Source organism: Vulcanimicrobium alpinum (assembly GCF_027923555.1).
Taxonomy (GTDB): Bacteria; Vulcanimicrobiota; Vulcanimicrobiia; order Vulcanimicrobiales; family Vulcanimicrobiaceae; genus Vulcanimicrobium; species Vulcanimicrobium alpinum.
In genome coordinates this window covers 1,825,554-1,844,837 of record NZ_AP025523.1, presented here as the reverse complement: position 1 = coordinate 1,844,837, position 19,284 = coordinate 1,825,554, and the positions used below count along the sequence as shown (strand labels likewise).

The 19,284-nt window shown below is 70.3% G+C and carries 19 protein-coding genes and 1 tRNA gene; 15 read left to right on the top strand and 5 right to left on the bottom strand.

Features of this window, described 5'->3' with window-relative positions; all coding sequences use genetic code 11:
* The first annotated feature begins 46 nt into the window (after window positions 1-46).
* The gene (locus WPS_RS09515) at window positions 47-517 is read left to right on the top strand and encodes an Hsp20/alpha crystallin family protein (protein WP_317994271.1); all 471 of its coding nucleotides are present in this window, start codon (window positions 47-49) and stop codon (window positions 515-517) included.
* Window positions 518-641: 124 nt separating this feature from the next.
* On the opposite strand, the gene pckA is transcribed toward WPS_RS09515, so the two are convergent.
* Complete coding sequence (gene pckA, locus WPS_RS09510) at window positions 642-2,240, bottom strand: phosphoenolpyruvate carboxykinase (ATP) (RefSeq protein ID WP_405054950.1); 1,599 nt, start codon at window positions 2,238-2,240, stop codon at window positions 642-644.
* A gap of 77 nt (window positions 2,241-2,317) precedes the next feature.
* Here pckA and WPS_RS09505 point away from each other — a divergent pair, with 77 nt between their 5' ends.
* Genes WPS_RS09505 through WPS_RS09485 form a run of 5 tightly spaced genes read left to right on the top strand, consistent with a single transcriptional unit; the run spans window position 2,318 to window position 8,730 of the window.
* Window positions 2,318-3,577 carry a molybdopterin molybdotransferase MoeA gene (locus tag WPS_RS09505; RefSeq protein WP_317994269.1) on the top strand — a complete coding sequence of 420 codons (1,260 nt, stop codon included), beginning with the start codon at window positions 2,318-2,320 and terminating at the stop codon, window positions 3,575-3,577.
* A complete protein-coding gene (locus WPS_RS09500; RefSeq protein ID WP_317994268.1) occupies window positions 3,574-5,520 on the top strand; it encodes a molybdopterin biosynthesis protein in 1,947 nt (648 codons plus the stop codon). Before WPS_RS09505 ends, WPS_RS09500 begins: the two co-directional genes overlap by 4 nt.
* Window positions 5,517-5,786: a MoaD/ThiS family protein gene (locus WPS_RS09495; protein WP_317994267.1), complete on the top strand. Its 270-nt coding sequence runs from the start codon at window positions 5,517-5,519 to the stop codon at window positions 5,784-5,786. The genes WPS_RS09500 and WPS_RS09495 overlap by 4 nt, the downstream gene beginning before the upstream one ends.
* Window positions 5,783-7,582 carry an aldehyde ferredoxin oxidoreductase family protein gene (locus WPS_RS09490; RefSeq protein WP_317994266.1) on the top strand — a complete coding sequence of 600 codons (1,800 nt, stop codon included), beginning with the start codon at window positions 5,783-5,785 and terminating at the stop codon, window positions 7,580-7,582. Before WPS_RS09495 ends, WPS_RS09490 begins: the two co-directional genes overlap by 4 nt.
* Window positions 7,583-7,593: 11 nt before the next feature.
* Window positions 7,594-8,730 (top strand): P1 family peptidase, encoded by a 1,137-nt coding sequence (locus WPS_RS09485; protein ID WP_317994265.1) that lies wholly within the window; start codon window positions 7,594-7,596, stop codon window positions 8,728-8,730.
* A 19-nt stretch (window positions 8,731-8,749) separates the two neighbouring features.
* On the opposite strand, the gene WPS_RS09480 is transcribed toward WPS_RS09485, so the two are convergent.
* Together WPS_RS09480 and WPS_RS09475 are read right to left on the bottom strand one after the other, a co-directional pair.
* A tRNA-Ser gene (locus WPS_RS09480) sits at window positions 8,750-8,836 on the bottom strand.
* 50 nt (window positions 8,837-8,886) lie between these two features.
* Window positions 8,887-9,750 (bottom strand): aldehyde dehydrogenase family protein, encoded by an 864-nt coding sequence (locus WPS_RS09475; protein WP_317994264.1) that lies wholly within the window; start codon window positions 9,748-9,750, stop codon window positions 8,887-8,889.
* Window positions 9,751-9,807: 57 nt separating this feature from the next.
* Here WPS_RS09475 and WPS_RS09470 point away from each other — a divergent pair, with 57 nt between their 5' ends.
* Genes WPS_RS09470 through WPS_RS09445 form a run of 6 tightly spaced genes read left to right on the top strand, consistent with a single transcriptional unit; the run spans window position 9,808 to window position 14,168 of the window.
* Window positions 9,808-10,593 carry a DUF429 domain-containing protein gene (locus tag WPS_RS09470; RefSeq protein WP_317994263.1) on the top strand — a complete coding sequence of 262 codons (786 nt, stop codon included), beginning with the start codon at window positions 9,808-9,810 and terminating at the stop codon, window positions 10,591-10,593.
* Between the two features lie 30 nt (window positions 10,594-10,623).
* Window positions 10,624-11,202, top strand: a complete 579-nt coding sequence (locus WPS_RS09465; RefSeq protein ID WP_317994262.1) for a ferritin-like domain-containing protein — start codon at window positions 10,624-10,626, stop codon at window positions 11,200-11,202.
* A 6-nt stretch (window positions 11,203-11,208) separates the two neighbouring features.
* On the top strand, window positions 11,209-11,817 hold the full coding sequence (locus tag WPS_RS09460; protein WP_317994261.1) for a histidine phosphatase family protein: 609 nt from the start codon (window positions 11,209-11,211) through the stop codon (window positions 11,815-11,817).
* Complete coding sequence (gene cobT, locus WPS_RS09455) at window positions 11,814-12,878, top strand: nicotinate-nucleotide--dimethylbenzimidazole phosphoribosyltransferase (RefSeq protein ID WP_317994260.1); 1,065 nt, start codon at window positions 11,814-11,816, stop codon at window positions 12,876-12,878. The genes WPS_RS09460 and cobT overlap by 4 nt, the downstream gene beginning before the upstream one ends.
* Window positions 12,875-13,579: an adenosylcobinamide-GDP ribazoletransferase gene (locus WPS_RS09450; protein WP_317994259.1), complete on the top strand. Its 705-nt coding sequence runs from the start codon at window positions 12,875-12,877 to the stop codon at window positions 13,577-13,579. The genes cobT and WPS_RS09450 overlap by 4 nt, the downstream gene beginning before the upstream one ends.
* A gap of 46 nt (window positions 13,580-13,625) precedes the next feature.
* Entirely contained in the window at window positions 13,626-14,168 is a 543-nt protein-coding gene (locus tag WPS_RS09445; RefSeq protein WP_317994258.1) for an inorganic diphosphatase, read from the top strand.
* A gap of 3 nt (window positions 14,169-14,171) precedes the next feature.
* Here the strand turns inward: WPS_RS09445 and WPS_RS09440 are convergent, their stop codons facing one another.
* Complete coding sequence (locus WPS_RS09440; RefSeq protein ID WP_317994257.1) at window positions 14,172-15,236, bottom strand: hypothetical protein; 1,065 nt, start codon at window positions 15,234-15,236, stop codon at window positions 14,172-14,174.
* A gap of 163 nt (window positions 15,237-15,399) precedes the next feature.
* Here WPS_RS09440 and WPS_RS09435 point away from each other — a divergent pair, with 163 nt between their 5' ends.
* A complete protein-coding gene (locus WPS_RS09435) occupies window positions 15,400-15,540 on the top strand; it encodes a hypothetical protein (protein ID WP_317994256.1) in 141 nt (46 codons plus the stop codon).
* Window positions 15,541-15,773: 233 nt separating this feature from the next.
* Here WPS_RS09435 and WPS_RS09430 read toward each other — a convergent pair whose 3' ends face one another.
* On the bottom strand, window positions 15,774-16,685 hold the full coding sequence (locus WPS_RS09430; RefSeq protein WP_317994255.1) for a cobalamin-binding protein: 912 nt from the start codon (window positions 16,683-16,685) through the stop codon (window positions 15,774-15,776).
* Between the two features lie 78 nt (window positions 16,686-16,763).
* Here WPS_RS09430 and WPS_RS09425 point away from each other — a divergent pair, with 78 nt between their 5' ends.
* Entirely contained in the window at window positions 16,764-17,999 is a 1,236-nt protein-coding gene (locus tag WPS_RS09425; protein WP_405054949.1) for an NADP-dependent isocitrate dehydrogenase, read from the top strand.
* A 28-nt stretch (window positions 18,000-18,027) separates the two neighbouring features.
* Window positions 18,028-19,272 carry a diphosphate--fructose-6-phosphate 1-phosphotransferase gene (pfp, locus tag WPS_RS09420; RefSeq protein WP_317994253.1) on the top strand — a complete coding sequence of 415 codons (1,245 nt, stop codon included), beginning with the start codon at window positions 18,028-18,030 and terminating at the stop codon, window positions 19,270-19,272.
* Window positions 19,273-19,284 lie beyond the last annotated feature (12 nt).

Here is a 19,284-nt window from a genome sequence, read left to right as displayed (position 1 = left end):
TCCGACGGAGCACTTCGCGCGAAGCCGCTCCGAAGTGGAGGAAACGATGTACGGTTCACAACGGCCCGCCTCGCGGTCATTGCTCGGTGACCTCTTCGGCTTCGACCCGATGAACCTGATGCGCAATCCTGAAGCGTACGGGTTCGACATCGAGCGAACCGACCAGGGGTACCGAATCGAGCTACCCGTTGCGGGGTTCAAACCCGACGAGATCAGCGTCACGATCGAAGACCGGCAGTTGCGCGTCGAAGGCCGCAGCGAACGACGGCGCTTCACGCGCGCGATCACGCTCCCCGACGAGATCGACGCGGAACGCATCGACGCGCACGTCGATAACGGACTGCTCACGCTCATGCTCCCGCTCCATCCGAAGATGCAGCCGCGGCGCATCGACGTGCGCGTCGGCAGCGGCCAGCTGCGTACCGGAACGGTCCCCAGCGTCACCGGAGAGACGCTGGGCGCGCAAGCGGCGAACGGCGGGCAATCCAAGGAGACCGCCGAGCAGGCAGGACGATAAAACGGCCGGCGCCGCGTCTTCTTTGGTGAGCGCGGCCGCCGACTGGTGCTTCGAAGAGCGAAGCGGGGGCGGCGCCCGCGCAAAGCGTGGAGATGAGCGCGGTTACGGCTGCTGCTGCCGGCCGCTACGCCGTGATCGCGACCGCCAGCAATTCAGGCGATGCGTGCGGCGCGAAGCGCGCGAAGTTCTCCGCGAAGAGCGCGGTGAGTTTTCGCGCCTGCGCGTCGTACGCGGCCGTGTCGGTCCACGCATTGCGCGGATTGAGGACCTCGCTCGGCACGCCCGGGACGGTGGTGGGGAGGTGCAAGCCGAAAAACGGCTCGGGCTCGTAGGCGACGTGGCGCAGGGCACCGACGATCGCGGCGTTGACCATCGCCCGGGTGTACGCGATCTTCATCCGCGAACCGACGCCGTAGGGGCCGCCGGTCCAGCCGGTGTTCACCAGCCAGCACGACGCTTCGTGTTTTGCGATCCGCTCGCCGAGCAAGTTCGCATAGACCGTCGGCCGGTGCACCATGAACGGCGCACCGAAGCAGGTGGAGAAGGTCGCCGTCGGTTCGGTGACGCCGCGCTCGGTGCCGGCGACCTTCGCCGTATAGCCGGAGAGGAAGTGGTACATCGCCTGCTCGGCGGTGAGCTTCGCGATCGGCGGAAGGACGCCGAAGGCGTCGGCGGTCAGCATGATGATCGTCTTCGGGTGCGCGTTCGCCATCCCCGATTTCACGAAATTCGGCAGAAACGCGACCGGATACGCGGAGCGGGTGTTCTCGGTCAGCGCGGCGCTGTCGAGATCGAGCTTGCGCGTTTGCGGATCCATGACCACGTTTTCGAGCACGGTGCCGAAGCGGTGCGAGGCCGCCCAGATCTCCGGCTCCGCCGACTGCGAGAGCTTGATCATCTTCGCATAGCATCCGCCCTCGAAGTTGAACACGCCGTCGCTCGACCAGCCGTGTTCGTCGTCGCCGATTAGCGGACGCTTTGGATCCGACGAAAGCGTCGTCTTGCCGGTGCCGGAGAGGCCGAAGAAGATCGCGACGTCGCCGTCGCCGCCCACGTTCGCGGAGCAGTGCATCGAGAGCGTCTCGCGCAACGGCATCAGGTAGTTCATCACCGTGAACACCGACTTCTTGATCTCGCCGGCATACCGCGTTCCGCCGATCAGGATGATCTTGCGGGCGAAGTTCACCAGCACGAACGTCGACGAACGCACGCCGTCACGCACGGGGTCAGCGTCGAAGAGCGCGGCGTCGATGACGGTGAATTCCGGGACGAAGGTCTCGCCGGCATCGTCGGCGTCGTCGATGAAGAGGTCGCGCGCGAAGAGGCTGTGCCAGGCGAACTCGGTGATGATGCGGACCGGCAGGCGATAGCGCGGATCGGCCCCGACGTGACAGTCGAGCGAGAAGACGTCCTTGCCGCTCAGGTATTCGCCGACGCGGGCGAGCAGCGCATCGAAGACGTGCGCGTCGATCGGCTTGTTGTTCTCCCAGTCGATGTGGTTCTCGCTGCCCGGCTCGCGCACGATGAACTTGTCCTGCGGCGAACGTCCGGTATGCTTTCCGGTCTCGACGACGAGCTGTCCGTCAGCGCCGATCCGGCCTTCGCCGCGCGCCAGCGCCTGCTCGTACAACTGCGAGGCGCTCTGGTTGCGGTACACGGTCCCCACGCCGCCGAGTCCCAAAGAGGACAGATGGTCGTCGAAGGACTGAGAAGGGTTCGGCAGCGTGAGAATGGGCGTACTCCTCGGTGACGGACCGGGGGAAGGGATCCGGATTCGCGCGGCACGCAGGAGGTGCCTCGTTGGCTGAACTTTTTACCGTGATGCCGCCCGGCGAAGCATTCGCCGCGGTTGCGCGCGGTTGTTCCCCGATCGCGCGCACGGAAATCGTGCCCTTGCGCACCGCGCTCGGGCGCGTCCTTGCGTCGGACGTCGCCGCTTCGGAGACGCTTCCGGCGTTCGCGCGCTCGACGATGGACGGCTATGCGGTACGAGCCGCCGACACGCACGGCGCCTCGGAGCAGTCGCCGGCGTACCTGCGCCTCGTCGACGACGTTCCGACCGCTGTAGTGCCGCGGCGGCCGATCGGCCCCCGCGAAGCCGCTCGCATTCACACGGGCGCGATGATCCCGCCGGGCGCCGACGCGGTGGTGATGGTCGAGGACACCAACCTGCATCCGGTCCCCGTCGGCGATGCCGAAGTCGAGATCCTCGCCGCCGCCGCGCCCGGCGAGAACGTCCTGACGGTGGGCGAAGACATTCGGGCGGGGGCCTGTGCCGTACCGGCGGGCCGGCGTCTTCGGGCGGCCGACCTCGGCGGCTTCGCCGCGCTCGGGATCACTCGGGTGCAGGTCGCCGCGCAGCCGCGCGTCGCGATCCTCTCGACCGGCGACGAGGTCGTCCCGGCCTCCGCGGCGCCGGGACCGGCGCAAGTGCGGGACGTCAACGCGACGACGATCGCCGCGATCGTCGAGCGCGCCGGCGGCGTCGCGGTCGCGCACGGAATCGCCGCCGACAGCACGCTCATGCTCGAGCGCACCGCGCGCGCGGCGCTCGACGATGCCGATGCGCTCGTGATCTCCGCGGGTTCGTCGGTCTCGGTGCGCGATCTCACCGCCGAAGCGATCGGTGCGCTCGGGGCGCCGGGCGTGCTCGTGCACGGGATCGCGATCAAGCCGGGAAAACCCACGGTGCTCGCACGCTGCGGCGGAAAGCCGGTCGTCGGCCTGCCGGGAAATCCCGCCAGCGCGCTCGTTGTCGCCTGGCGCATCGTCCGGCCGCTGGTGCGCGTCCTCGCGGGCGAGCGGATCGACGACGACGGTCTCGGCGACGAACGCGAACTCGCCGCCGTCCTCGACGTTGCCGTCCCGTCGCGACCGGGACGCGAAGACTACGTGCCGTGCACGCTCGCGCGCGACGGCGCGGGGCATCTCCGCGCGACGCCGGTGTTCGGCGCCTCCAACCTCATCTTCACGCTCGTGCGCGCCGACGCGCTGATCGCGATCCCGTTCGACCGCAGCGGCGTCGCGGCCGGCGAGACGGTGCGGGTGATCGTTCCGTGACCGCAACGCGCACCGTGTTTCTGCACGACATCCCGCTCGAGACGGCGCGCGAACGATTCGACGCGGCGCTGCGGGCGCACGGCGTCGACGCGCGCGGCGACGCGGTCGAGACGGTCGCGCTGGACGACGCGCTCGACCGCGTGACCGCACGCGCCGTGATCGCGCGGCTCTCGTCGCCGCACTATCACGCGTGCGCGATGGACGGGATCGCGGTCCGCGCGGCGCGCACGGCGGGCGCCCGCGAGACCGCGCCAGTCGTCCTCGAAGCGCGCGACGCGCTCGTCGTCGACACCGGCGATCCGCTCCCCCCGGGGTTCGACGCGGTGGTGCCGATCGAGCGCGTCGAGCCGCGCGAGGGAGGGCGCGTCGCGATCCGCGCCGCCGTCGCACCGTTCGAACACGTGCGCGCGATCGGCGAAGACGTCGTCGCGAGCGACGTCGTCGTCCCCGCGCGCCGTCTGCTCGGCCCCGCGGATCTTGCGTTGTGCGCGGCGGCCGGCGTCGCGCGCGTCGACGTGGTGAGGCGGCCGCGCGTCGCGCTGATCACCACGGGCGACGAACTCGTCGACGTCACCGCCGACGATCCGCCGCCCGGCGCGATCCTCGATTCCAACGCCGTCTTGCTGAGTGCGTGCGTGAAGCGCTACGGCGGCACCGTCGCGCTCGCGATCCGCCTCCCGGACGTCGAAGAGCTGCTGGTCGCGGCGGTGGCGCGCGCATCCGCGAGCGCGGACGTCGTGCTCGTCAACGCCGGGTCGTCGGCGGGACGCGACGATTACACCGCGCGCGTGTTCGCGCGGTTCGGCGACGTCGTCGTGCACGGCGTCGCGATCCGGCCCGGCCATCCGCTCGTGCTCGCGGTCGCGCGCGAGGCGCGCGTTCCGTTGCTCGGCATCCCCGGTTATCCGGTGAGCGCGGCGATCTGCGCCGACCTGTTTCTGCGCCCGCTGCTCGAGCGGCTCGGCCGCCGCGATCCGCCCGACGAGCAGACGATCGACGTCGAAGTGACGCGCAAGCTCTACTCGCCGCTCGGCGAGGACGAATATGTCCGGGCGGTCGCGGCACGAGTCGACGGGCGAATCGTCGCGACGCCGCTGCGGCGCGGAGCGGGCGTGATCACCTCGCTCTCGCGGGCGAACGTCCTGCTGGCGATCCCGCGGCTGAGCGAAGGCGCGCGCGCAGGCGCGCGGCTCCCGGCGCGCGCCCTGCGGCCGCTCTCGGCGATCGAACGCACCCTGCTCGCCGTCGGCAGCCACGACGTCGCGCTCGACGTGCTCGCGGGGCGCCTCGCGAGCGCGCAGATCGAACTCGTCTCGGCGCACGTCGGCAGCATCGCTGGCCTCTCCGCGCTGCGGCAGCGCGCCGCGCATCTCGCCGGGACGCACGTGCTCGATCCGCCGACGCAGACCTACAACGACGCCGCGGTGCGGCGGTACGGGCCGCCCGAACCCGTCGCCCTCGTCCTGCTCGCACGCCGGGAGCAGGGCCTCGTTCTCGCGCGCGGCAACCCGCTCGCGATCGATGCGATCGCCGGGATCGCGGCGACGGGCGCGCGCTTCGTGAACCGGCAGCCGGACGCCGGCACGCGCATACTCTTCGACGTGCTGCTCGCGCGCGCCGGGATCGCGCCGGAGGCGATCGCGGGGTACGATCGCATCGAGTTCTCGCACCTCGCCGTCGCGCAATTGATCGCGAACGGCAGCGCCGATGCCGGCCTGGCGATCCGCGCGGCCGCGCGCGCCTTCGATCTGCCGTTCGTCTCGGTCGCGTGGGAGCCGTACGAACTCGCGCTCCCGGCACGGACGCTCGAAGAACCGCGCATCGCAGCGCTGATCGCAACGCTGCACGACGACGCGTTCCGCCGCGAGGTCGAATCGCTCGGGGGCTACGACTGCGCGCACGCCGGCGACGTGCGCATCGTCGCGCCGCAGGTGCCGGCGTGAGGGTCGAATTGTTCGGGATGGCGCGCGCGCTCGCGGGGACGGCGACGGTCGAGATCCGGGCGGACGGCGCGCTCACCTACGCCGAGTTCGTGCGCGCACTCGCCGACGCGATCCCGTCGATGGTCCCCGGGGTCATCGCGCCCTCGCGCGACGCGCTGGTCGAACCGAATCTCGTCCTGCTCGACGGGCGACGTGCGCCGCGCGAAGGCGAACGATTCGGCGACGGCGATCGTCCGTGCGTGCTGTTCCTCGCGAGCGGCGGATGACGTACGCTGGCCCGCGCGATCTGCTCGAAGTCGATCTGAGCGCGCGCAGCGTTCGCCGCACCGCGCTCGGCGACGAGGTCTTCGCTGACGCGCTCGGCGGCGTCGGGCTCGCCGTGCGGCTGACCGACGAGCGCGTGCGCGGACGGCTCGATCCGCTCGGACCGGAGAATCCGATCGTGATCGCCGCCGGCCCGTTCGCGTCGACGCCGGTGCCGGCGGCCAACAAGCACGCGCTGGCGACGATCTCGCCGCTCACCGGGCTGCTGAACGAGGGGCTCTCGTCGAGCCATTTCTCGGCGGTGCTGCGCCGCTGCGGGCTGGCCGCGATCGTGGTGACGGGGGCGAGCGACGCGTGGACGGTGCTCGCGATCGACGGCGACGACGTCCGTTTCGAAGATGCATCCGGCCTTGCAGGACGGTCGGCGCGCGAGACGACGAAAGCGCTGCGCGAACGGTACGGGGACCGTTCCTTGCGCGTCTGCGCGATCGGTCCCGCCGGCGAACGCGGCGTGCGCTATGCGGCCGTCGAGAACGACGGGCGTCAAGCCGGGCGCGGCGGCACCGGTGCGGTGTTCGGCGCGAAGCGGCTCAAGGCGATCGCGCTGCGCGGCCGCGGCGAGGTCCGGATTGCGGATCCGGCGGCGACGGCGGCGTTGTCGAACGTGCTGCGCGAGCGCGCGCTCGGTCCGACGACGGCGAAGTACCGCGTCCTCGGCACGAGCGCGAACCTGCGCGTCCTGCAGCGGATGGGTCAGCTCCCGACGCGCAACTTCACCGCCGCGACGTTCGAGGGGGCGGAGAACGTGACGCCCGAGCGCGCGCGCGAGGCGCGCGGGACGTACCTCGAACTGCGCGCGGGCTGCGCGGGCTGTCCGGTGCAGTGCGAGCACCTTTACGTGCGCAAAGATCGCGACCGCCGCGCCGCCGCCGCGAGCGAGTACGAGTCGGTGTGGGCGTTCGGTCCGAACTGCGGCGTCGACGATCTCGACGCGGTGCTCGACGCGATCGCGCGCTGCGACGCCGTCGGGATCGATACGATCTCCGCCGGATCGGCGATCGCGTTCGCGATGGAGTGCGCGCAGCACGGCCTGGTCGCGGCCGATGCGTTCGGCCCGCCGCTGCGTTTCGGGAACGCCGCGGTCCTGCTGCCCGCGATCGACGCGGTCGCGGAGCGGCGCGGTCTGGGCGACCTGCTCGCCGACGGCGTGCGCGCGGCAGCGCAGCGTATCGGCAAGGGCGCGGAACGATTTGCGATGCATTGCAAGGGGCTCGAACTGCCGGGCTACGAACCGCGGACGCTTCCGACGTACGCGCTCGGCCTCGCGACGTGCACGCGCGGTGCGTGTCACAACCGCGCGGCGACCTACGATCGCGACCTGCGCGACCCGTCCGCCGAACGTGACGACGAGACCCGCGCCGCCGACGCGATCGAAGCGGAGAACCGCGCAATGGCGTGGGACAGCCTGGTGCTGTGCAAGTTCGTGCGCGACTGCTTCGACGATTTCGAGCGCGAAGCGGCGGCGCTGTGGAGCGCGGTCGCGGGGCTCGCGCTCGATGCCGACGGGCTGAGCGCCGCCGCACAGCGCACGTGGGAGCGCAAGCGCGCAATCAACGCGCGGCTCGGCTGGACGTCCGCCGAGGACACCCTGCCGCCGCGCATGTTCGACGAGCCGGTCGCAAGCGGTCCCAACGCGGGGTGCCGCGTCGACCCGCAACGGCTTGCGGCGCTGCGCGACGCTTACGAACGTCTGCGGGTCGAGGCCGCGTCGCACAGGCACATCGCCGCGACGGCGTGAATCGGCGGCAGATGCGTCGTACGCTCGCGTTCTCGTTCGCTCTCGTCCTGCTCGCCGCGCCCGCGGGCGCGCGTTCGCCCGTCGCGATCGGGACGCTGACGCCCGGACCCGTCGACGCGATCACCGATGTCCCCGGCGTGCGCGTCGCGCACGTCACCAAGGTCGAAGGCACCGACGTGCGGACCGGCGCGACCGCGATCGTCCCGAACGAGGACATCTGGAACCAGCGCGTCGCCGCAGCGACGTTCGACCTGAACGGCAACGGCGAGATGACCGGCGCGCACTGGGTCGACCAGGCGGGGTTTCTCGAGGTGCCGATCGTGCTGACCGACACGCTCGACGTCGGCCGCGCCGACGACGGCGTCGTCTCGTGGATGATCGCCCACCATCCGCAGATCGGGCGCAGCGACGACGTCCCGCTCCCGCTCGTCGCCGAGTGCGACGATCAAGGACTCAACGACATTCAAGGCCGGTACGTGCATGCCGAAGACGTCGTCGCGGTGCTCGAGGCTGCGAAGAGCGGCGACTTCGCGCGCGGCAACGTCGGCGCAGGAACGGGGATGCTGGCGTTCGCGTTCGCCGGGGGGATCGGATCGGCGTCGCGCGTCCTGCCGAAGACCCTCGGCGGTTACACCGTCGGCGTGCTGCTCAACGCGAACATCGGTTCGCAGCCGCGCGCCGATCTGCGGATCGACGGCGTCCCGGTCGGCCGCTCGCTGACGCACGAGCTGCTTCCGATCCGGCGGCGCGCGGCGGCGGCGGCGATGCCGCTGCGCGGCCGCGCGGCCGACGGCAGCATCATCATCGTCGTCGCAACCGACGCGCCGCTCGATCACGCGCGCCTGCGCGATATCGCGAAACGCGCGACGATCGGACTCGCGCGCACCGGCGCGACCTCACGCGTCTCGAGCGGCGACCTGTTCCTCGCGTTCTCGACGACGCATCGCTACCCGCGCGACGGCGGGATCGCCGGCCCGCAGGTCGAGACCGACGAGGACCGGATCGACGCCCTATACGAAGCGACCGCCGACGTCGTCGAAGAAGCCCTCGACGACGCGCTGTTCAGCGCGCACACCGTCGTCGGGCGCAACGGCACGACGGCGTTCAGCCTCCCGTACGAACGCGTTCGCCCGCTGCTCCGCAGGTAGGGAGCCTGGCGGGCGCATTCGGAGAGGGGGAGATTCGAACTCCCGATACGTTTTACCGTATGCTCGCTTTCCAAGCGAGTGCATTCAACCGCTCTGCCACCTCTCCGCGGCCGCCGCCCCCTTTTCACGCCGCGGCGGCGGAAGGCCTCGCAGGGTTCAGATGCGCGCCGGATGCCAGATCGTCTTGAGTTCGGTGAACGCGAGGACGCGCTCGAGGTCGTCGTATTGCGCGTCGAACCACGCGGCCGGCTCGGCGGCCGGTTCGCAACGCGTCCGCTTGACGTTCTCCGCCCCGAGCTCGCCGAGGCGCTTTGCTGCGGCGTCGTCGAGTCCGAAGGCGACGAGCGCGTTGACGTCCATGTGTCCGGCGAGGACCGGCGCGAGTTCCTCGCGACGGCCGGTGAGCAGGTTGCAGACGCCGGCGGGGAGGTCGCTGGTCGCAACGCACTCGGCGAAGACGACCGCGGTGCGCGGGTCGGTCTCCGAGGCGACGGCGACGACGGCGTTCCCGCTCACCAGCGCCGGCACGACCGCCGTGGCGAGGCCCAGCAACGCCGGCGCATCCGGGGCGACGACGGCGACGATCCCGGTCGGTTCCGGGGTGGAGAAGTTGAAGTGCGGCCCGGCGACCGGATTGCGCGTCGACGCCAGGGCGAGGTACTTGTCGCACCAGCCCGCGTACCAGACGACGCGGTCGATCGCGGCCGCGACTTCGCGCCGCGCGCCCGCGGCATCGGCGGTCCCGCCGGTCACCAGCTGCGCGGCGAGCTCGGCGGCGCGCGCTTCCATCATCTCCGCCAGCCGGTAGAGCACCAGCCCGCGATTGGCGGGAGCGCTCGCCGCCCACTTCTCGTGTCCGGCCCGCGCGGCGACGACCGCGTCGCGGACGTCCTTGCGCGATGCGCGTGCGACGTTCTCGCCGCCGATCTGGTCGCTGCGCGCCGACTCGCTGCGGGTGAACGCGCCGTTCACGTAGAGTTTGTACATCTTACGAATGCCGACGCGATCCGGGGTCTCCATGCGTTCCGACGTTTCCAGCCGCCGCGGACGGAGCCTCTGCGGCGGCGCCGCGGCGCGATGAACGCTCCGCGATTCCTCGGACTCGACCTGGCGTGGTCGGCGGCGAACCCTTCGGGGCTCGCCGCGCTCGACGGCGAGGGGACGCTCTTCGCCCTGCGCGCCGATCTGCGCGGCGACGACCAGATCCTCGACTGGGTGCGCGCGCATCTGGGGACCGGCGGCGGCGCGATCGCGATCGACATGCCGACGATCGTGACCAACCGCTCGGGCAGGCGCTGCTGCGAAGCAGAACTTGCGCGCGATTTCGCGCGGCACCATGCCGGCCCGTACCCGGCTAACCTCGCGCGGTTCCCGGACGGCGGCCGCGCCCGCGCGCTGCTCGACCGCCTGCGCGCCGACGGCGTCGTCGAGACGCTCGAGATCGCTCCGCACGATCGCCGCACCGTTGCGTTCGAAGCGTTTCCGCATCCGGCGGCCGTCCGGCTGTTCGGGCTCGAGCGCGTCATCCCGTACAAGAAGAAGCGGCGGGCGTGGCCCGCCGTGCTCGACGCTTGGGCGCGTTACCGTTCGCTCCTGGGGACCCTGCGCGACGCCGATCCGCCGCTGTGCATCCCCGCGGAGCTGCTGCCCGCGCGCCTGCCCGATTCCTCGAAGTACAAAGCCTGGGACGACAAGATCGACGCCGTGATGTGCGCGTACGTCGCGTCGTTTGTGTGGCGCCACGGAACCGCTTCGGGCCGCGTCGTGGTCTACGGTGACATGGACGGCGGTCACATCGTCGTCCCGGCCTGCGCGGCGGTCGCGCGTGAAGCAGCCGCTTCGCGGGTACACCTGGTCCCGTAGACCATTCATCCGAGCGGGGAGATTTCCGTCGTGTCCACCACCACCAAGAACCACCAGCCCTTCCTCAGCGACATCACCACGCTCCGGCAGCGGGCGCGCGAGCAGATCGAGAAGGGCGCGGTCACGCAGGACTACGGGCTCGACCCGAAAGTGTCCATCGACCTGCTGCAGGGTGCGCTGGCGACCGAGATCGTGTGCGTGCTCCGCTACACGATGCACAGCATCGCCGCGACCGGGATCGCGAGCGAAGGTCCGAAGGACGAGTTCGCGCAGCATGCGAGCGAAGAGCGCGAGCACATGGAGATGATCGCCGATCGGATCAACCAGTTGGGCGGAACGCCGAACTTCGATCCCGACGGTCTGGCGATGCGTTCCGCGTCGCAGTACGGCGCGAGCGATCTCAATCTGGTCGGGATGATCAAGGAGAATCTGATCGCCGAGCGGATCGCGATCGAACATTATCGCGAACTGATCGGCTTCTTCGGCGACAAGGACTCCACCACGCGCACGATGCTCGAGAAGATCCTCGCGACCGAAGAAGAGCACGCGAACGACATGCACGATCTGCTCGTGGCGCACGAAGGAAGGCCGATGCTGCCGCGCTCATAGTCCGGTGTGGAGCTGATCTGCGTCCGCCACGGGCGGACGGCCTGGAACGCCGGAGGGCGCTTTCAGGGACACACCGACATCCCGCTCGACGCCGAGGGCCGCGCGCAAGCGGCGGCGCTCGGCGTCTTGCTGCGCGGCGAGCCCTTCGACCGCGCGGTGACGAGCGATCTGCAGCGCGCCGAGGAGACCGCGCGGATCGTCCTGGGCGACCGCGACGTCGCGCTGCGGCGCGATCCGGGCTGGCGCGAGATGGCGTTCGGCGCGTGGGAGGGGCTGACGTGGGATGAGATCGTAGCGCGCAACCCGCAGTTCGACGCCGGCAACGAGACCGCGGTGCACGTCTACCGTCCCGAGGGCGGCGAAGACTTCGAGGCCCTGTGCGCGCGCATCGGCGACGCCGTTGTAGCGGTCACCGCGGAACTCCCTGACGACGGGACGGCGCTCATCGCGACGCACGCGGGGCCGCTCCACGCGCTGCTGCGCGTGCTGCTCGGAGAGAGCGACGCGCGCGCGATGAAGGTGCGTTTTCTCACCGCATCGGTGACGCGTTTTCGCCGCACCGCGGGCGTCTGGCACCTCGCCGAGCTCAACGTCACGGCGGAGCTCGCGTCGTGATCACGCGCGACTGGCGCGCGGAGATCGCACCGATCGACGCTGCTGTCGCGGCGGCGGGACGCGAGCGCATCGATAACCTTACCAAACCGCAGGGAAGCCTCGGAAAGATCGAGACGCTCGCTGTGCGCTTGTGCGCGATCGCCGGCGGGATTCCGGCGCACGCGTACGAGCGGCGGACGATTCTGATCGGCGCGGCCGACCACGGCGTCGCCGAAGACGGCGTGAGCGCGTACCCGCCGGAAGTGACCGCGCAGATGGTCGGCGGATTTCTCGGCGAATTCGCCGCGATCAACGCGTTCGCGCGCGCGGTGCGCGCCGAGGTGTACGTCGCCGACTTCGGCGTGCGCGCGAAACTCGCGGCGCATCCGCGGCTCATCGACGTGCACTGCGGATACGGTACCGCCAACTTGGCCCGGCGTGCGGCGATCCCGCGGCACGATCTGGGCTACGTGCTCGCGGCAGGGATCGCCGCGTACGATGAAGCCGCGGAGCGTGCGCCGTTCGACGTGCTGGCGCTCGGCGAGATGGGGATCGCGAACACGACCGCCGCGGCCGCGATCGTCGCGGCGTTCACCGGCAAACCCGTGCGCGCGGTTGTCGGGCGCGGCACGGGGATCGACGACGCGCGTCTCGCGGTGAAAATCGCGGCCGTCGAAAAGGCACTCGCGCGCATCGAAGATTTCACCTGGGAGCAGATCGCAAGCGAAGCCGGCGGCTACGAGATCGTCGGATTGGCCGGCGCCATCCTCAGCGCGGCACGCGCGCGCATCCCGGTCGTCCTCGACGGCTACATCGTCGCGGCGGCCGCGCTGATCGCCGGCGCGATCGCACCGCAGGCGCTCGACTACTGCGTCGCGGCGCACCGCTCGCAGGAGCCGGGCCACGCGCTCGCGCTCGAGGCGCTCGGACTCGAGCCGCTGTTCGATTTAGATTTGCGCCTGGGAGAGGCCAGCGGCGCGGCCCTCGCGCTCCCGCTCGTCGAGGCCGCGGCGCGGATGGTGCGCGAGATGCACACCTTCGCCGAAGCCGGCGTCGCGACGAAGGAGCCGGACCCGACGTGAGCGCCCTGCGCTCCGTGCGCGCGGCGTTTTCCTATTTTTCGATCCTGCCGGTCGGCGTCGCCGGCCCGCCCGACGGGGCGATGATGGCATGGCTGCCGCTGGTCGGTGCGGTCGTCGGGGCGCTCTCCGGCGGCGCTGCGTACCTGGTCTCGCTCGCGGCGCCGCACGCGCTCGCGGTCGCGACCGCGTTCGGCGCGTCGATCGTGCTCACCGGCGCCATCCACCTCGACGGATTTCTCGACGGCTGCGACGCGTTTTTCGCGAGCGCGACGCCCGAGCGACGGCGCGAGATCCTCGACGATCCCGGCCACGGCACGTTCGCGCTGGCGGGATTCGCGGTGGCAGGTGCCGTCTGGATCTCCGCGCTGTGGTCGATCCCGCCGCAGCGCTACGTGCTGACGCTCGCGACCGCCGCTGCGGCGGCGCGGCTCGCCGCGGTGGCGTACGCGCGCGTCGTCCCGTACGGCGATGGTGAGGGTCCGTCGGTTCCGATGCTGGTGCTCTCGGCGGCGCTCGTCGGCGCCTGTGCAACGCTCGCCGGGCTTGTGCGCGGCGCGGCGGCGCTGGCCTGCGGCGTCGCGGCCGCCGTCGCGTGCATGACGTGGATACGCCCGCGCCTCGGCGGCCGCCTCACCGGCGACGCCTACGGCTTCACGATCGTCGTCGCCGAAGTCGCGATGCTCGCGGCCTTCGGAGCCTGAGCGGGCGTCAAGGCGCGGAGCGTGCGGGGTGCGAACGCTCGGTGCGATGAGTCTTGCAACCCGTCAGAACCGGTTGAATCTTCCGCTGGGCGAGAAGGCGCCGGACGAGATCAACGTCATCGTCGAGATCCCCAGCGGGTCGCGCAACAAATACGAGTACGATAAATCGCTCGACATCTTCCGGCTCGACCGCGCGCTGCACTCGCCGATCTTTTATCCCGGCGACTACGGATTCGTTCCGCGCACGCTCGCGCTCGACGACGATCCGCTCGACGTGCTGATCCTCGTCTCCGAGCCGACCTTCAGCGGCTGTCTGGTCGTTGCGCGGCCGATCGGCCTGCTCAAGATGATCGACAACGGGAAGCCCGACGACAAGGTGCTCGCGGTCCCGGTCGGCGAACCCGACTATGCCGACGTGCACAACTTCACCCAGATCTTCACGCACCAGCTGCGGAAGATCCAGCACTTCTTCGAGACGTACAAACTGCTCGAAGGGAAGCACACCAGCACCGAAGGCTGGGACGACGCCGCCGCTGCGCGCCGCGTGATCGTCGAATCGGCGCAGCGCTTTACCGACAAGCCCGAATAGCGGTTACGGCGCCGGCGCGGGCGCGTTGCCCGCCGGATTGGCGCGCGACGCCGGTTTCGGGCCTGCCAGACGCACGTTGACGAGCGACGAAAGCGCGTCGAACCAGAACGGCGCGCCCAGCGCAGCCGCCGTGACGGTGACGAGCAGTCCCGTCACGTGCAGGACGTCCGACCAGAGCGCTGCCCGCGTCACCGGAGCCGTCCATCCGCCCGTGAGTCCGGTCAGGAACGTGTCGAGGGGGATCGTCGCAAAGATGTCGTCGACCGCGTCCGCGACCGATTGCGGCGTCGGACCCGCGGGCGTCGCGGCGTTCGGCGTCGCGAGCACGCCGGTCTGCACGTGCTTTGCGACTTGCGGCGCGACCGCGTTCGCCGCGGCGCCGACCAGCGCCGCACGGGTGGTCGGATCGGCGTACAGCCGCGAGGCGATGCGGATCGAGTCGATCCCGAGCAGGAAGACGGTGACGAACGCGATCGCAATGATCACCCACTGCGTCTTGCGTTTGTACCAGCCGGAGACGCGATCCATCTGGCGATCGAACCAGGCGTCGGTGGAGCGCAGCAGGCGGTCGTAGCTTCCTTGCGCGTCGTTGACGAGGACCGCGAGCTGGCGCTGCAGGTCGCCGGCGGGGAGTGCCGTCACGCGCGCCTTGAGATCGGCGAACAGCACGTCGGGCGCCGCGATCGCGCTCGCCGCTTCGGCGTCGACCGCAATCGCGTTCGTGCGCGCGTCGACGGTCGCACGGCCGATCGTATCCCACATCGCCAGCGAGAAGTTGCGCGCGTCGAGAAACGACGGCCGATACGGGGATGCCGCCGTGGCGCCGGGATTCGTCACCGGCCTGCCGCCGGGATCGTTGCGCGACGCGGTGACGAGCGGGTGCGTGAAGATGGCGTCCGTGATCCCGCGTTCGCCGACCAGCAGGTTGAGCACGCCGAGGTACAACTGCTCGCCCCGCCATTTGCAGAACGCCGCGATCTGCTCGTTGACGTGCGAACAGAACACCGCCAGCCCGAGGTAGATCGCAACGATCGCGATCAGCGCGTCGAAGCTCCCCGGGACGTTCACGGCGCGGCGCGCCCGGCGAGGCGCGTCACGGTCCGCTGTCCGCGGCGGCGAGACGCGCGAAGATCTGCTTGAGATCGGCGACGTCGCACTCGATCTTGCCGGCGATCGAGATCAGGATGTCTTCTTGCACTTCTTGACGGTAGAGTAGCCGCGAGATCGCGCTGTGATCGTGTTCGGCACGCAGTTCGGCGTGCGCCGACGACTGGCGCTGGCCGACCGCAAGGACGAAGATCAGGATCGATCAGCTGCAGCACGTTCGAGCACGTCAGCAGAAACGCGAACGGAAACGGATCCAATTTGGTGACGATCCCGACCGGGATCCAGATCGCCTGCACTAGGACCGCGAGGCCGAGGGCGATCGGCGCGCCGGTCCAGTCGGCGATCGTCCTGGACGCGCGCCCGACCGGGTGAGACGATCGGCGTGTTCCTGGTTGACGTCGTGGATCAGCGGATGATCGGAGACGTCGAACGGCGCGTTGGCCGCGGGGAACGTTGCCGCGTTGAAACTCATACGCGCCGCACTACGACGCAAGCGAGCTACTCTCCGGTGATGCGCTCCATGACGCCCGTCACGGGCGGCGCGAATCCGTGCATCGCGGCGGCGAACAGTTCCGCCGTCTCGACCAGCCGCGGTCCCGGGCGGTTGACGAACGCGTTGCCGTCGACGGCGAAGACGCGGCCCTCCTGCGTCGCTCGCAGCCCGCGCAGCGCGTGCGCGCCGGGCTCGGGCAGGGCCGCGACCGCGTCCCGCGCCTTCGCCAGGTCGTAGCCGCACGGCGCGATCAGGACGACGTCGGGGTCCGCGGCTGCGATCGCTCCCCAATCGAGGACGCGGCTGTTCGCGCCGGGATTGCCCAGCACCGGGATCCCGCCGGCGAGCTCGACGAGCCCGGGCGTCCAATGGCCGGCGCTCATCGGCGAATCGGTCCATTCCAGCACGAGCGTGCGCGGACGATCGCGCCGGGAAACGCGCTCGCGGAGTGCCGCGACGCGCGCGCGCAGTCCGGCGACGAACGCGTCGGCCTCGGCGCGCCGCGCGACCAGATCGCCGACGAACGCGATCGTCGCGAAGACGTCGTCGAGCGACGACGGCTCGAGCGAGACGACCCGCGGATCGCCGCGCAGCCGCTTCGCGGCGCGATCGACGATCTCGTAGGACACCGCGCACACCGCGCACAGCTCCTGCGTGACGATCAGATCGGGTTCGAGCGCGGCCAGCGCCGCGTCGTCGAGCCCGTACAGCGACGAGCCGGCGTGCACGCTCGCGCGCACGTGGCGGTCGATCCCGGCGGCGTTGAGTTCGGCGGGGAGGAGCGAGGAGGTGAGGTGCGGGCGCGTGCGCGCCTCGGCAGGGAAGTCGCACTCGTGCGTGACGCCCACGACCGCATCGCCGGCACCGATTGCGAAAAGAATCTCCGTGGCGCTGGGGAGGAGGCTGACGACGCGCATCAAGCGCCGGTTCGGAAGGCCGGTCCCGCGCGCCTCGCCAAGCCCTGCCGGTCACGCCTCGACCTGGAGACCGGTACCCTGAACAAGATCACCGTCCGTAACCCGATCGTCGAACTCGACGGCGACGAGATGACGCGCATCATCTGGCGGTTCATCAAAGACAAGCTGATCCTGCCCTATCTCGACCTCGACCTCAAGTATTACGACCTGGGAATCGAGTACCGTGACCAGACGAACGACCAAGTGACCCTCGACGCGGCGCGCGCGATCAAACAGTACGGCGTCGGCGTGAAGTGCGCGACGATCACGCCCGACGAAGCCCGCGTCGAAGAGTTCCATCTCAAGCAGATGTGGAAGTCGCCGAACGGGACGATCCGCAACGAGCTCGACGGAACCGTCTTTCGCGAGCCGATCATCTGCCGCAACGTGCCGCGCCTCGTCCCGGGCTGGACGCAGCCGATCGTCATCGGCCGCCACGCGTTCGGCGACCAGTATCGCGCGACCGATTTCGTCGTCCCCAGCGCCGGCACGCTCACGCTGAAATTTCAGCCGAAGGACGGCGGCGCGCCGATCGAACGGACGGTCTTCGAGTTCCCCGGCGGCGGCGTGGCGCTCGCGATGTACAACCTCGACGAGTCGATCCGCGGCTTCGCCCGCGCGTCGTTCAACTACGGACTGCTGCGCAACTGGCCGGTCTATCTCTCGACGAAGAACACCATTCTCAAAGCGTACGACGGGCGCTTCAAGGACCTCTTCCAGCAGGTGTTCGAGGAAGAATTCAAGGCCGAGTATGATCGCCGCGGTCTGATCTACGAGCACCGGCTGATCGACGACATGGTGGCGTCGGCGCTGAAGTGGCCGGGCGCGTTCGTGTGGGCATGCAAGAACTACGACGGCGACGTGCAGTCGGACACGGTTGCGCAGGGCTTCGGATCGCTCGGCCTGATGACGTCGGTGCTGATGACGCCGGACGGCAAGACGATCGAAGCCGAAGCGGCGCACGGGACGGTGACGCGCCACTTCCGCGAGCACCAGAAGGGGCGCGAGACGTCGACGAATCCGATCGCGTCGATCTTCGCGTGGACCCGCGGGCTCGCGCATCGCGGCAAGGTCGACGGCACGCCCGAGGTCACGCGGTTCGCCGAGACGCTCGAACAGGTCTGCATCGACACGGTCGAGTCCGGCAAGATGACCAAGGATCTCGCGGTGCTGATCGGACCCGATCAGCCCTGGCTGACGACGACCCAGTTCCTCGACGCGCTCGACGCCGAACTGCGCACGCGCATGGATGCGGCGACCCCCGCGGCCGTCTGACGTTCTGCTGCCGCTCCGCGAGGATCCGATGAACGGCGACGAGACCCTGGCGATCCTGGTCGGGGGCGGCCCGGCTCCCGGCATCAACGGCGTGATCGCGTCGGCGACGATCGAGGCGCGCAACAGCGGGCTGCGCGTGCTGGGCATCTACGAGGGCTATCGCCACCTCGTGCGCGGCGACACCTCGCACGTGCAGGAGCTCGAGATCGACGACGTGTCGCGCCTGCACTTCACCGGCGGATCGATGCTGCGCACCTCGCGCACGAACCCTGCCAAAGACCCGGAGTCGCTGCGTCGCTGCGTTCGTTCGCTCACGATGCTCGGCGTGCGGTACCTCATCACGATCGGCGGCGACGACACGACGTTCGGCGCGACCCGCATCGCCGCCGAGACCAAGGGCCGCATCGGCGTCGCGACGGTCCCGAAGACCATCGACAACGATCTTCCGCTCCCAGACAACGCGCCGACCTTCGGGTTCGAAACGGCGCGCGCCGTCGGCTCGGCGATCGTCGAGAATCTCATGGAAGACGCGCGCACCGCGTCGCGCTGGTATCTCGCGGTCACGATGGGGCGCAAGTCGGGCGCGCTCGCGCTGGGAATCTGCAAGGCCGCCGGCGCGACGATCGCGGTGATCCCCGAGGAATTTCCCGACGGCACGATCCGCCTCGCCGCGGTCGTCGATACGCTCGTCGGCGCGATCGTGAAGCGGCTCGCGTCAGGCCAGGACCACGGCGTCGCCGTCGTCGCCGAAGGGATCGCGGAGCGCATCGCGCCCGACGAGCTCGCGGCGGTCACGACGGCGGCGCGCGACGCGTACGGGCACGTGCGCCTGGCGGACGTGCCGCTGGGCAGCGTGCTGCGCGATGCCGTCCGCAGCCGCCTCACCGAGCTCGGGCTCGACACGACGGTCGTCCCGAAGGACATCGGCTACGAACTGCGCAGCGCGAAGCCGATTCCGTTCGACGCCGAGTACACGCGCACGCTCGGGTACGGCGCAGTCCGCTACCTGCTCGGCGGCGGCAGCGGGTCGCTCATCGCGCTCGCCGGCGGACGGATCCATCCCGTCACGCTGAACGAGATGCTCGATCCCGCCACCGGGCGGATTCGCGTACGGATGGTCGACGTGACGACCGAATCGTACGAGGTCGCGCGGAAGTACATGATCCGGCTCGAGCCGCACGACTTCACCGAACCGCGGCTCTCGCGGCTCGCAGCCCAAACGACGCTCGATCCCGAGGCCTTCGCGGCGCAGTTCGCTCACCTCGGCCGGTGAGCGGCCTCCCTG

Bases quoted from the DNA above. Each gene is read 5' to 3' on its own strand.
- WPS_RS09475 (WP_317994264.1), bottom strand. From the start codon at position 9,750: ATGGAGACCCCGGATCGCGTCGGCATTCGTAAGATGTACAAACTCTAC.
- WPS_RS09470 (WP_317994263.1), top strand. From the start codon at position 9,808: ATGAACGCTCCGCGATTCCTCGGACTCGACCTGGCGTGGTCGGCGGCG.
- WPS_RS09485 (WP_317994265.1), top strand. From the start codon at position 7,594: ATGCGTCGTACGCTCGCGTTCTCGTTCGCTCTCGTCCTGCTCGCCGCG.
- WPS_RS09430 (WP_317994255.1), bottom strand. From the start codon at position 16,685: ATGCGCGTCGTCAGCCTCCTCCCCAGCGCCACGGAGATTCTTTTCGCA.
- WPS_RS09490 (WP_317994266.1), top strand. From the start codon at position 5,783: ATGACGTACGCTGGCCCGCGCGATCTGCTCGAAGTCGATCTGAGCGCG.
- WPS_RS09445 (WP_317994258.1), top strand. From the start codon at position 13,626: ATGAGTCTTGCAACCCGTCAGAACCGGTTGAATCTTCCGCTGGGCGAG.
- pfp (WP_317994253.1), top strand. From the start codon at position 18,028: ATGAACGGCGACGAGACCCTGGCGATCCTGGTCGGGGGCGGCCCGGCT.
- WPS_RS09515 (WP_317994271.1), top strand. From the start codon at position 47: ATGTACGGTTCACAACGGCCCGCCTCGCGGTCATTGCTCGGTGACCTC.